This window comes from Paraflavitalea soli (assembly GCF_003555545.1).
In the GTDB taxonomy this organism is placed as follows: Bacteria; Bacteroidota; Bacteroidia; order Chitinophagales; family Chitinophagaceae; genus Paraflavitalea; species Paraflavitalea soli.
The window spans coordinates 545,678-559,326 of record NZ_CP032157.1 but is presented as its reverse complement, the minus strand read 5'-3'; the positions used below and the strand labels follow the sequence as shown (position 1 = coordinate 559,326).

The following is a 13,649-nucleotide window of genomic DNA, read 5'->3' as shown; positions in this document are numbered from 1 at the left end:
AACCGCACTGTATGAACCAGACAATCCTTACCAGGGCGCAAGCCAGGAAGATCATACTCCATGCCGCCGGACTGTCTAAGCCTGCGCAGTTTGGAAAAGGACGGGAGGCCGTCTATAAACTGATCGATCACCTCGGTTATATTCAGATCGATGCCAATGCCGTCGTAGAGCGTGCTCATCATCATACTATTGCTTCCCGCGTGCCCGATTACAAACACGAATGGCTGGAAGAATTACAGGCCGATGGCCGCATCTTTGAATTCTTTACTTCCGACTCCGGCTACCAACCCATGCACAACTTCCGCTTTTCACTGCCCGTTAAGCAAGGTTTTGCCGCCAACAGAAAGGCCCTGCCCCAGCCCGAGATCAACCTTATGAACAAAGTGCTCGACCGGATTGCCCGCGAAGGCCCCCTCACTGTAAAGGACTTCGACAATGACCGCCAGGTGGCCAGTACAGGTTGGTGGGATTGGCGGCCCTCCAAGATCGCACTCGAAAGAGCCTATATGGATGGAAGACTGATGATCACGCGGGACAAAAACTTCCGGAAAATATATGACCTTCCGATCAACCTGATCCCAGACGACATCGACACTACCCTACCCACACCACAGGAATTTGCACGGCATGTTATCCTGCGCGAATTAAAAGCATTGGGTATCGCTTATGCAAAAGAGATCGCCTGGCGCGCCCGTCATGTGAAAGGTAACCTGGTGAAAAAAGAATTGGAAAGCCTCGTTAAAGAAGGTAAAATATGCCAGGTGTCAGTGGAAGGATTGAAAACGGGCGCGCTATACATGCTACCCGCTTATAAAAGTAAAAAGATCAACCTGTCTGGTGATGCTTTCATCCTTTCCCCCTTCGATGTATTGAATGTCTTCAGGCATCGCCTGCGGGACTTCTTCGACTTCGACTACCAGATAGAATGTTTTGTTCCTGCTCCCAAACGCAAATACGGCTATTTCTCTTTACCCGTATTGATAGGCGATACTTTTGTGGCCCGGATGGACTCCAAGGCCGATCGTAAACAAAAGATGCTGACCATTCACAACCTTCACTTCGAAGCCGTGAAACTAAGCAAGCAGGCCATCAGCCAGATCACAGCCGCCATTCAGGCTTTTGCCCAATTCAACCAATGCCAGGACATTGTTATCAAAAAATCAAACAACAAACAATACCTTACAGCCATTAAGCGTGCGTTCTGACAGAAAAAAGCCCCGGATCCGTCTACACCCTTTCATTGGTGGCTGGACATGCATGAGCCCATCACCGTAACGTTTATCCCGGTTCTCCGACATCCTGTTTAAAGCTATACTTTACCGCCTGTATCACAAATTCCCCGCTTTGACGGGGTACAAGATTTTTGTATTATTCATCATTAAACTTTTCCTTGTATGAAAAAATCACACTGCATCTATGTGTTATTGAGTCTCCTATTGCTGGCCGCTTGTAAAAAGTGGGATCATAATGGCCCTTTACCCCCCGGCATCAATGACAAGTATTACCTGCTGAAAAAAGTTATCCATGGTACGCGCGCCTATACCTTTTATTTCAACAAAAAGAAATTGCTGGATTCCGTAGGCCTGGATGACCTGAAAGAAAAAGGCGTATACCGCATCTTCCGTCGCAACAACCAGGTCGACTCTGTGGTATACCTGGCCAACGGTACACCTAAGTGGTATCATTATAACCTGCAGTACGACAGCGCCGGCAACCTTACCCGCTTCCTCACCGGCGAATTACCTCCCGGTCCTTTTCCCGAACCAACCGTGCTCACCTACCACCAGGGGCTATTGCGGTCCATGACCACTTACCCCCAATATCCGCCAATAACCGACCGGATCGATTCTGTATACTATAATGGTCAAAAAGATATTGCCCGCTGGGTTACCAACATGCCGCGGTCTGTAGACCTCGATGTTAAAAGGTATACCTATGATAATAAGTATAATCCCCTGTATTTCGTGGATGACCTGTTGGTCGTTTTATCAAGAAGCGATATCGCCCGGGAGTTTATCCTGAGCCAGCACAACAGCACCACCAAATATTATGAACTGTTCAATATCAATGTCAGTTACCAGAATACCTATGACAACCGGCAAAGGCTCACCAAAAAAGTCTTTACAGAGCGTTTTGCCCAGCAGCCGGACAGCCTGGTATTCCAATACCAATATTGACGAATGCTGTTAACTACATTACAACCCTCATCTTTCATGGGTCGCACTTGAAAATGAAGGATTTATCATCTTCCCCGATGGGCCGCTTTAGAAAAAGGCGGCCCATCTGCTTTTAAAATTTGCCCCCTTTTTATCAAAATACGCCCCCCTCTGTTGGCATGCTCATGGCCTACTTTGCATCCAACGATAATACTTTCATATGAAAAAAAATCTATCCATGCTAACGGCATTGGCGATGGGTTTGCTCAGCACACAGGTGTATGCACAACAACCAAACCTACCCGCCAAAGCCTCTTTAAATCAGTCCTTACTCGTCAATAAGACATTCTCCAATCCTACCCAAACCGACACCATCACCACCTGGAAAGACCTGCCTGCCAGCTATACCCTCGAAGTGGTGGCCAAAGTCAATGACGCTACCGGCCGGGGCCTGGACATCGAAGCCCGCAACGGGGCCATGAAAGGATGGCGTTTATCCCTTGACCCACTAAACCTAAAAACCAGCTCTACCCTCACTTCCGCCAAAGCCATCACCCTTTCCCGGAGTGGTGAAGAGCATACCATCCGCGTGGCCGTAAAAGGAGACTCCGCTTATATATACCAGAATGGCGCTTATATAGAAACACAACCACTGGCCGCCATTAAAGACATTGCCAATGGCATAGAGGTCAACAATCCTCCCAATTCCGGCAGCCCCTCCCTCGTGTCCAACTGGGCAGGCACCGCGCCCAACAACACCGGAAAGCCCAGCGATTATGGCTGGGGATATAACGGCACCACCGTCACCAACCTTTTCAATGTGGCCAATGGCACCAGTGGCGTTCGCTACACCGATGTAAACGCTACCGTCAACACCCATACCCTCGATGGAGCTACCTACAATGCTCGCCTGCTCTTCCTTCGCTGGGACGGCTCCACCACCCAAAATACCGTCTTCTATTACCCCGTGACCCTGGAAGCCAATACCAACTATGACTTTTCCATGCTCCATGCCTATTTTTCCAATAGCACCGGCGGACGCTCCATGACCGTGGGCGTTGGTAAAACAACCGCCGTCACAGACCGCCTGGCGGCACATACTTTTGCCACCACCGGCACCCGGGTGTTGAAACGCGAGAACTTTGCGTTCACCTCCCAGGAAGCCGGCACTTACTATTTGACTATCACCGGCGATTGGGCCCTCTTTACCGTGGGCGAACTCGCCCTGCGTAAATTTTATGCAGAACCACGGTTTATATTCGGTAAGAATTATCCCGCCGGGGCTGTCAATATGGAGATTGCTTCCGTTACCTACGAAGAAGGTGCTTACGCGCCTGCTTCCATCATTACCGGCGCCACACAAACCGTCAATGTTGCCGGCGCAACAGCTTCCTATCTCACCAGCTTCAACACCCAGTATGTGGTTTCCGGTAAAACCGACCTGCACCTAACTGGTAACTGGACTCCCTTCGTCAACTCAACCGTCGAACTCAACAGCAATGACGCCTGGCTGTTTATCGACAATGTGAAGCCATCGCAGGTAGTAGCCAACTGGTTGAATAAAATAACCATCAATGGGTTGCCCGCTGCCGGCAATCCCAATGTCCGCATCGCTATATATAAGAATGGCACCGCTATTATTCCCAATGGCAACCTTACTGCTGCCCAGGCCCTCGAGGCATTTACAGCCCCCGGGCTTACGGGCAACAGCCGCACGTTTGAGACCGCTACCTACCACGATAGCCTCGGTATTTTCGACAACAACATCCGATCGTTCAGGCTGCGCCGTGGGTTCCTGGCCACCCTGGCCAACAATCCCGACGGCACCGGCTATAGCCGCGTATTCATCGCCAACGACAGCGACCTGGTGATCAATACCATGCCCGAAGGGCTGGACACTTCTGTCTCTTTTATCAGGGTACACAAATGGGACTGGCCCTCGAAAAAAGGATGGGCCGGTGGAGGACTTCCCGTTTCCCTCACCAATGCTACCTGGTTTTACGACTGGAATATCGGCGGTATACCTACTAACGATTACAACTATGCCCTCATCCGGCATAATGCAGGATGGCCTGCATTCAACGACATCAATGCCAAAACAAATTCCAACACCCTGCTTGGCTTCAACGAACCCGATCAGGCCGACCAGGCCAATATGCCCGTTGATGAAGCCATCCGCCAGTGGCCCGAGCTGATGAAATCGGGCCTGCGCATCGGATCGCCTGCGCCCGCCAATTCGTCCAATAGCTGGCTACCTACCTTTCTCAGCAAATGCGATTCCCTCAACTACCGGGTCGATTTTGTGGCGGTGCATTGTTACTGGAACAGCCGTACACCCCAACAATGGTACAGTGGCCTCAAAGCCATCTACGACCAGGTAAAACGTCCCCTCTGGATCACCGAATGGAACAATGGCGCCAACTGGACCGGCGAAGCCTGGCCCACCGATCCCACTGCACAATTTGAAAAACAATACAACGATCTCAAAGGCATACTCGAAGTACTCGATACCACTTCTTTTGTAGAGCGCTATTCCATCTATAATTGGGTAGAAAACAAAAGAGCCATGGTGCTGGCCGATACCCTCACCAAGGCCGGGAAATATTATGCCGCCAACAGGTCGGCCATTGCCTACGATCCCAGGCAGGCTTTTACACACAACTGGAAACTGGCCGTACCCATCATTACCGGCGCTATCGACACCGCCAATTATTCCCGGCTAACGCTCCGTTACCTGGAGGTCAACGGTGAACTGGGTTCCAAATATATCATTGAACGCAAAGTAGATGGTGTGGATACCGCCTTTGTAGCCATACATACTGATTCTGCCTACATCTATGGCAAGGATATCAGTTTTGTCGATTCCATTTATGCCAGTACCACTTACCGCATCAAAGCGTACAGCCGCAACGGCGCTAAGTCTGCTTATTCCGGTCAATACAGGGTGCTGCGCGATGCAACCCCATTGCCACCTTCCAGCCTCACCGGCGAAGTGCTGGCTTCCAGCCAGGTAAAGCTCACCTGGAATGCAGGAACCAATGTGCGTTCTTACAACCTAAAGCGGGCTTTGTCGGCTGACGGTCCTTTTGAAACCATACTGGGAAAAACCACACAGCTCACCTGGCAGGATACTATCCTGGCCCCCGCTACCACTTACTACTATGTGGTCACCACATTGAACGGCGCGGGTGAAAGCGTTAATTCTACCGTTTTGCCTTTAACAACGAAAGCCCTGGTGACACCTGCCGGCGTTAAGAATCCACGCATCGCTGCCGGCGATAACAGGATCACCCTCAGCTGGGACTTTATCTACGATGCCCGATATGAGATACAGCGTGCCGATGCGGCCAGCGGCCCTTACATCGTGATTGCCCCTGCTATCAACGCCATTATATATGCTGACACAACGGCCATCAACGACCATACCTACTATTATAAGGTAGTGCCTTATAACCCCGCAGGCCGTGGGCCCGAAGCAGGCCCTTTATCAGCCACCCCGGTCTTCGGACAGCACCTGCACATTACCTTCAACGAAGGCACTGGCCCCCTGGCAGAAGATACCTGGGGTGCCTACCATGGTACCCTGAAAGATGGCGCTGCATGGACAGCCGGCAAAGACAGTGCCACCGGCGCCGTTGGTCTCAATGTAGCTGCCCGCTCCTATGTACAGTTGCCCGAAGGCGTGGTGAGTAGGTTGAACGATTTCACCATCGCTACCTGGTTCAAATTACCTGCTAACCAGGGCAACAATACCCGCTTGTTTGATTTTGGCAACGACGAAGCCACCTTCATGGTACTCGTTCCCAGGCTCAACAACAACCAGGTTCGTTATAAGATCACCTGTCCGGCCGGTACTTTCCAACGCGATATTTCTTATACAACCCCGCTCAACCAGTGGGTGCACATGGCCATCAGCCAAAAAGGAAATGTGTTTAAGTTGTACGTCAACGGACAGTTGCAATATACTGATAGCAATGCTGTCGTAAAGCCATCCGCCATGGGCTTTACCCGTGATAACTATTTAGGCAGGTCCCAATGGCCCAACGATCCCTACAGTGATCACCAATACGATGATTTCAGGATCTACAACTACGGGCTCACCGATGCAGAGGTCAACCAACTGGCCAATAACACCGAGCTCAAAAAATACCAGCTGATCACCTTCACCCCTATTAGCCATAAAAGGATCGGTGATGTTGATGCGGTCGCCACAGCTGCTGCCAGCTCCGGCTTACCTCTTTCTTTCAGCAGTGCAGATACCAGCGTAGCCACCATCGATCAGCAGGGCAACCTACAGATCAACGGAGCAGGCACCGTGCAGTTAACAGCCCTCCAGGCCGGCAACGAAGCATACAACCCGGCCAGCGCCACACAAACCCTTATTGTGTTCCCCTACAACCTGCGGACAGAACACCTGAATGCCAATGGAACCAATGCCACCGGCAACAGTATCCGCCCTTACCTTACAATAGTAAATGACGATTCCATCGCCCTGGCCTGGAAAGAACTCACCGCCCGCTATTGGCTCACCGCCGAAAACTATACCGGCATCAATACCTGGATAGACTATGCCGTACTGGGCAATAAGGTGAAAGCGAAATACCAATCCTTACCGGTACCCAGAAACGGTGCGCTGGGATATATTGCGTATTCCTTCGACTCTACTGCAGGAGCCTTGTTGGCAGGTGCCAATTCAGGCGTCATCCAATCCCGTGCTGCAAATGTCAATTGGGGCAGCTTCAATGAGAACGATGATTACTCCCATACAACAAATGCTACTTATGTAACCAATCCCCACATTACCCTGTACAGGAATGGTAAACTAATAGCTGGCACAGAACCTGCTGCTGTTGCAGAACAGTTGCAGCTCACCGTTGCTTCTCAAAGCAGGCAATCAGGCGCCAATACCATCAGCACGGTGATACAGCTTTCCAATACCGGTAATATGCCCGTCAATTATGAGGATCTCACCATACGTTATTGGTTCACCGCCGAAGGCAATGCCACCCTTACCAATTGGATAGATTATGCACCTGCAGGCACCGCTACTATTACCGGAGCCTTTACCCGGCTCCCTCAGCCGCGCAACGGCGCAGATGCCTACCTGGAATTTAGCTTTAAACCCACCCTTGGCGTATTCTATCCCTTGTGCAACACAGGCGGCATTCAATACCGCATCGCCAAATCCGATTGGTCCGCTTTTGATCAATACAATGATCACTCCAATAACCTGTCAGCCGCCCTGGCCCAAAACGAAAGAATAACCATCTACTACAAAGGACAGTTGATAGCGGGTATTGAGCCATCCGAAGCCCTGCTTACCAGCAACAACACAGCAACCGGTATCGTTGGAAAAGAGCATTCCACAACAGGCACCTTGTCTGCTGCCCTGTTGTATCCCAATCCGGTGCAGGACAACCTCAACATCCGGTTGGACCAGGTGGCTTCCAATGCCATCGTAAAAGTGTACAATGCTTCCGGGATCATCGTTGCCACTGCAACAATGAATGCGACTACCCGCATCATTTCTTTAAAGCGTTTACCCGCTGGCATGTACCAGGTGGTGATCAACAATGGAACCGAAGTGATCAGTAAAAAAATAATTAAAGAGTAGTTTTTGTCTAGCAATCAGTTTTAGTAACCGCCTCCCGTTTCCACGGGAGGCTTTTTTTATCAGAGATCATCCGTTAAAATCTGTGTACCTTTGCCTCCTTTTATTACAAACAGCAATAAGGATGATTTCATCGGTAAAGAGCATTTCTTCTACAAGCAGATTTTCCAACCGTGCAGAAAACTATGCCAAGTTCCGGCCTGGGTATCCGGATGAACTGTTCACATTTATTGAAGCGGAAATGGACCTGCAATCTGTAGACCATATTGTGGATATTGGCTCCGGTACAGGCCTGTTCGCAGAGCCTTTATTGAAACATGGGTACAACGTTGTTTGCCTGGAACCGAATGAAGACATGCGCAAGGCCGGTGAAGAACGCCTGAAAAAATATCCCTCTTTCAAAAGTATTCAATCCACAGCAGAACATACCGGCCTGGAAGATAACAGCGTAGACCTGATCACTATTGCCCAGACCTTCCATTGGCTCGATCCCGTGGCCGCCAGGTTGGAGTGTACCCGTATCCTGAAGCCCCATGGCCATGTGCTGCTGGCCTGGAACCGCCAGATAAACCAAAGTGAATTTGGTAAAAAGTATACCGACTTGCGCAACAAGTACCGGATTGGAGAACCCGGCCCCGTTCAAATTGATCCCGTGGTGATCAACGACTTTTTTACCCCTCAAAAAGCAACATCGAAAACTTTCGCCAATAAGCAGCAGCTCGATTTTGAAGGTTTGAAAGGACAACTCTTATCAAAATCTTATATCCCACTCCCTGGTCACGAGTCATATGACCCCATGATCACCGAACTGATACAACTCTTTGTTGCCTACAATGAGAGCGGACTGGTGACTATTGATTATGAGACTTTACTGTATTGGGGTAAACTGAACTAACCGGATTTACAACAAGCCCATTGGCTTCCCGCAGTAGCTGAAACAGGTGATCAGGACGCACCACCACATAATTGCCATTGAGCGAGGCAGCCACATTTTTAAAGCTGGTAGGCGTTATATTGGTCCACGGCTGCGCCTGGATAATAACAAACCGGGGTGAAGTACCATTCCATCCTGCTGCAGCAGAGGCAATATGATCCTTCATTGCTTGTTCACTGGTGCAATAATTACAGCTGAGCGCCATACCCGGCAGCGAGGAATTATAGATCGTAAGTCCCCCACCCGTATTTTGTGCCGTCAGCCCAAGCAGCGTTGGCGCATTGGCCGCAAAACTTTGTCCCACATTTTGGTTGATGCCACCCGTAATCGTATTCCAGACCGTCACCACCCGGAAGCCCGCGCGACGATTATAAGCTTCCGTCTTCAATACAAATTGATCCAACAAACTTTGGCTTGGCCAGCTATTGGGATATACATACCCATAACCCGAAGGACCGGAGATCAGGTTATCATTAGCAGTAGCTGTCTTCCAGTAGAAATTCAGTGCCCCCGGCATCGCATCCACCATGGCAGGTGAAAGCGTCCACCCCATAGGTACTGATCCACGATCCGGATTGTTCCAGAGTTTACGCATCAGATGCTCTACATATTGCAGGTTATCCCCATCACTTAAGATAAAGGCAACATACACCTTGTTTTGCAAAGTGGGTTTGGCAGGCATGGGTTTAATATTCACCGTACGTGCGGTTCCGCTGTGCACCGTCAAATTACTGCACCAGTCACTGGCAATGGTGCTGATGCCATACTTCGATCCCCGTTCCACACCAGGACCCTCTTCCGGCCACCAGCCCATGTAATTGGAACCCGCTGGCATGGAGGAAAGAAAACTGTTCAGCAAACTGCTTTCAGCAGGCACCTCAGGATCAAGCCACACCACGGCAGCTCCCAATGCCGTAGCGTATTCACGTAGTGCAGCTTTCTGCGCGTCAGGGTTCAGCCCGATCAATAAACGATGGTCAAGCGTAGGCCAGTAGGTATCGTAGAGCGCCTGGTATACCTGCAACTTACTCGTATACTGTCCGCGCAGGTCAAGTACTACAGGCAGGTTATAAGGAGCCGAAGTGAGTTTTGATACCAATGCCGGCGATACGATGAGCGCCTTCTTGTCCTTCGCCAGCATCGTGGCCAGGTTGATCGTATGTATTTGTGCAGGATCATAAACGATCAGGCCCGATAACTCACTACGGTACTTCGTGATAAGACTCCATTTATCGGCAATCTCAGACCAGCTCAATCCCAATGATTGAAGCCAGGTATATTTCCCTTCTGCAAAGGCATCTCCTTCATAACTGAATATCCGCGGTTGCTTGCGATTAACGATTCCCTTGAGCGATGCAAACAGGTACAATTCAGCCGTGCTCTCATTTTGCCCGGCTTCCGCCCCTCGCCCTGTGGCAGTTTCCCGCAGGGTGATCAGGTCCTGCGTGGGAGCAGCTGCGGGAAAAGAAGGAAGCAACTGGCCCGTGGGCCAGGTTAACTGTGCGCAAACCGGGGCAACAGACATCAGCAGCAATAACAAGATCAGGGATGTGAATTTACCGGGCAAGCCGATCCATGTTGACATAGACTAAGTTTGCTGTAAATTAACTATTTACCACCATACCCCCAGAGCAGCTATTTTAAGCGCTTGCAACTTTTTTGTATATATTCGTAACCCAGAAGAATGATATTATGAAAACTTCCGCTTTATTTATTGCCCTGCTATTGACTGTCACTGCTTTTTCGCAGAGCTCCATCAACAATTACAAGTATGTATTGGTGCCTGCAAAATATAATTTTGCCAAGACAGATAATCAGTATGGATTGAATACCTTAACCCAATCCCTGCTGAATGCAAAAGGATTTACCGCTTTTGTGGGTAATGAGCAACTGCCGCCGGAAGTGGCAGGCAATAAGTGTAATGCCCTCACTGCAGAAGCCGTGGAGAAAAACGGGCTGCTCGTCACAAAGATCACCCTGCTGCTGAAGGACTGCCAGGGCAATATCGTTTTTAAAAGTAAGGAAGGCAAAAGCAGGGAGAAAGACTTTCAGGCAGCGTATGACGAGGCTTTAAGAGATGCGTTTACATCATTTAACAGTCTCGCTTATAAATACGATGGCACCACATTTACCCAGTCACAGGCTACCAGCTCCGTGCCGGCAGCAACCACTACTGCCCCCGCTCCTGCCCCGCCCCCTGTATTACCTGCTGTTACAGAAAACACAGGTGTGCTATACGCACAAGCCACCCCCAATGGCTATCAGTTGATCGATACCTCTCCCAAAAAAGTAATGACCCTGCTTAAGACTTCCCTACAGGATTATTTTATAGCAGAAGGTGGCGCATCCAACGGTGTAGTTTTCAAGAAAGACGGAGAATGGCTGTTCGAGTATTATAAAGACAATAAACTTATTTCTTTGAAGCTACAGATCAAGTTCTGATCCCTTTGTTCTGCAACACTGCCCACCTTGCTCCAGCAGCAACGTACCGGCAATCCGGCCAATCTGCAAGTGAACTACACTACAAGGCTAACCAGCCGGTATTGCCGGTACCGGAAGATTTTATAAAAAACCTCGGGTGTACTACGGCCACGTCATCCGTTCTTCGATAGGTAGATCCCGGTGCAGCAGTAACAACCCCCTCCGGCTCGCCGCTTCCCGTCATGTCCAGTACATTACCGCCGAAATTCGTGCGGATAGTAAAGGTATCACCGGCAAAGGGCACCACCATGAAATAGGCAAAGTCCAGGCCCGCTGTCGCTCCCTTCACGTAGAACTCGGCCATAAAATCATCAGACGTGGCTCGATGATCCACTTCTACATTGATCACCTGCCAGGCTGTTCCTACCGCCGTGACCCTGGAAAAATTAGCACCGGAAGTGCCTGACACTTTGTTCACTCCAATGGTCATATTATCTGTGCCCGAAGCAACCCGGCTCCGCACTTTTGCATACAATACCCATCTTGATTTGGGAAAGAAACGATTGATAGCAAGGTTTTCGCTGTTACTGCCCAATCCTTTCCGGATGGCCAGCGCCGTGGGGAAAACCGGCCAGCGCAGGTAGCCCGCCATGTCCAGTGTGGCATCATCATACCGGTATTCATAAGCGATATTGGCGGCATTGAACAACATTTGCGCCTGCCCGTAAAAGAATAATGTAGCATCGTTCTGATAAGGTGCGTCAGCACTGCCGCGCAACAGGTAATCCGGCCAGGCGCCACCCGGTTGCTGGTTAAGGCTTTTACGGTTGAGGTAAGAAAGAAAGCGTGTGGTATCACCGCCCGCATCATAGCGGGCATATTGTACTACATTGCCCACACCCTGGTCTACGATATACGTGTCTTTATTCTGCGAATCCACCTGCACATAATTATTATCCCCGGTGATCACCACTTTGTTCTGGTCATCGATAGCCGTGATGCCATACTTAGAGTGATTGGTGCCAATGGTAATATAAGCGCCAAAAGCACCACGGCAGCGTGGGCCCGATCCCACGTTGATGTATTCTCCTTCCAGCAAGGCGTATTCCTTGTTGTTCATGTAGGCAGTATCGAAGGGCCCTTCCGTATACAATTCGCTAAACGTGAAAGTATGTGGCTGAAAAGCACCGTTGTTCGAAGCAAATACCAATGACCGTACGGATACGCGCGTGCTTTGGCAACCAAAAGTACCAAAGATGGATTGGGTGATATTGGGCACTGAAAAAGCAACGCGGTGACTGCGGATCACCAGGTGCTCACTGCTCCATTCATCACAGGCAAATGTGATGGTGGAAGCGCCCGCGGGCACGGTATACATAGTAGCCAGGTCACCTGGATCAGTAAACAGAATGGGCGCACCGCCAGAGGTAGCACTCAATTGGAAAGTGGTAGCCGTACGGTTTACCAGGTAGTACCTTCTCCTTCTTCTGAGCTCAGGAATATTGGTTTCATTGATATCCCATAGGATCGCTACTTCTTTCACCAGGTTATCCGGTATGCCATCTCCATTGCTGTCTACAGGCGGCGGATCGATAAGCGTGCACGTAAAAGTGCCGGTAGCGCCGTTGGTCGCAGTTACCTTGCAAGGCTCCAACAAAGGAACTCTGTCAGTAGCACCTACAACAAGGCCATAATCTATATCCCTGAACTCTATTTTGCCGCTCAGCGTCAGTTTATAGGGTGGACCACCAAAAAAGAAAGCGCAATGCCGGTGGTTGATGCCGGTATGATTAACATCTGCCTTGGCAATAACGGTGATATTGGAAAAAGTCTGGCCAATATCTCCTGGCATCACAACAGCACAGTTACCTATCCGTTCCCCTTCAAAGCCCACGCGCATAAAATTTTGCGAAACATCGTTGTTCGCATTCAAATAAAATGTCAGATCGGAGATAAATATGTCTTCGGGTGCTTTGTAATTCGCTTCACCGGGAAACTGCCAGTAAAAAATATCTTGATTGGGCAATCCCTGCAATACCACTACCGGGCTCTCGCCCTGGATGGCCCACACACCCGTGATATCCACCTTGCTGGTGCGGTAGGTACCATTAGGGAAGAATACCTTGCGCCGGATCCGCTCTACACGTGCGTAATCCATCGCTTTTTGGATAAAGGACGCATCATCGCCGGTATTATCGCCCCGGGCGCCAAACTGCCGTACGTTCACGGTCACGTTGTCTGGCCGCTTCCACCGGCCGGCAGCAGCAGGAGCAGTTACGTTCATTTTGATCACCATGCCGCCGTCGTCCGCGTCCGTAGAAGTACTGTCCCAGTAAAACTCCCCGCCGCCACTGTCGCCAACAATACCGCGCACATAATAGCTCAGTACTGTGATCACTTCGTTGTTGACCGGCAGAGAAGCAGGATTGTAAGCCCGCAATGCGTTAATTGTTTCAAATACCATTGGAAAGGTTTTTAAGATGAAGGAATAATGATAACCTATAAGACAGGATTAGCCCCAAACCGG

General features: G+C 50.0%; 7 protein-coding genes. 5 read left to right on the top strand and 2 right to left on the bottom strand.

All coding sequences use genetic code 11. The features are described 5' to 3' along the window. Positions 1-11 precede the first annotated feature (11 nt). From D3H65_RS02070 to D3H65_RS02055, 4 genes are all read left to right on the top strand, one after another. Positions 12-1,205, top strand: coding sequence for a winged helix-turn-helix domain-containing protein (locus tag D3H65_RS02070; RefSeq protein ID WP_119048664.1), 1,194 nt, complete (start codon positions 12-14; stop codon positions 1,203-1,205). 189 nt (positions 1,206-1,394) lie between these two features. Continuing rightward, positions 1,395-2,177 (top strand): hypothetical protein, encoded by a 783-nt coding sequence (locus D3H65_RS02065; RefSeq protein ID WP_119048663.1) that lies wholly within the window; start codon positions 1,395-1,397, stop codon positions 2,175-2,177. A gap of 199 nt (positions 2,178-2,376) precedes the next feature. Then, positions 2,377-7,770 carry a cellulose binding domain-containing protein gene (locus tag D3H65_RS02060; protein ID WP_119048662.1) on the top strand — a complete coding sequence of 1,798 codons (5,394 nt, stop codon included), beginning with the start codon at positions 2,377-2,379 and terminating at the stop codon, positions 7,768-7,770. 121 nt (positions 7,771-7,891) lie between these two features. Further along, positions 7,892-8,662, top strand: a complete 771-nt coding sequence (locus D3H65_RS02055) for a class I SAM-dependent methyltransferase (RefSeq protein WP_119048661.1) — start codon at positions 7,892-7,894, stop codon at positions 8,660-8,662. Here D3H65_RS02055 and D3H65_RS02050 read toward each other — a convergent pair. Further along, positions 8,619-10,286, bottom strand: a complete 1,668-nt coding sequence (locus D3H65_RS02050) for a GxGYxYP domain-containing protein (protein WP_119048660.1) — start codon at positions 10,284-10,286, stop codon at positions 8,619-8,621. The two genes, D3H65_RS02055 and D3H65_RS02050, sit on opposite strands and share 44 nt — an antisense overlap. Before the next feature lie 107 nt (positions 10,287-10,393). Here D3H65_RS02050 and D3H65_RS02045 point away from each other — a divergent pair, with 107 nt between their 5' ends. Beyond that, complete coding sequence (locus D3H65_RS02045) at positions 10,394-11,143, top strand: hypothetical protein (RefSeq protein ID WP_119048659.1); 750 nt, start codon at positions 10,394-10,396, stop codon at positions 11,141-11,143. Between the two features lie 79 nt (positions 11,144-11,222). Here D3H65_RS02045 and D3H65_RS02040 read toward each other — a convergent pair whose 3' ends face one another. Next, positions 11,223-13,586, bottom strand: a complete 2,364-nt coding sequence (locus D3H65_RS02040; protein ID WP_119048658.1) for a glycosyl hydrolase family 28-related protein — start codon at positions 13,584-13,586, stop codon at positions 11,223-11,225. Positions 13,587-13,649: the final 63 nt, after the last annotated feature.

Bases quoted from the DNA above. Each gene is read 5' to 3' on its own strand.
- D3H65_RS02060 (WP_119048662.1), top strand. From the start codon at position 2,377: ATGAAAAAAAATCTATCCATGCTAACGGCATTGGCGATGGGTTTGCTC.
- D3H65_RS02050 (WP_119048660.1), bottom strand. From the start codon at position 10,286: ATGTCAACATGGATCGGCTTGCCCGGTAAATTCACATCCCTGATCTTG.
- D3H65_RS02065 (WP_119048663.1), top strand. From the start codon at position 1,395: ATGAAAAAATCACACTGCATCTATGTGTTATTGAGTCTCCTATTGCTG.
- D3H65_RS02045 (WP_119048659.1), top strand. From the start codon at position 10,394: ATGAAAACTTCCGCTTTATTTATTGCCCTGCTATTGACTGTCACTGCT.
- D3H65_RS02040 (WP_119048658.1), bottom strand. From the start codon at position 13,586: ATGGTATTTGAAACAATTAACGCATTGCGGGCTTACAATCCTGCTTCT.
- D3H65_RS02070 (WP_119048664.1), top strand. From the start codon at position 12: ATGAACCAGACAATCCTTACCAGGGCGCAAGCCAGGAAGATCATACTC.
- D3H65_RS02055 (WP_119048661.1), top strand. From the start codon at position 7,892: ATGATTTCATCGGTAAAGAGCATTTCTTCTACAAGCAGATTTTCCAAC.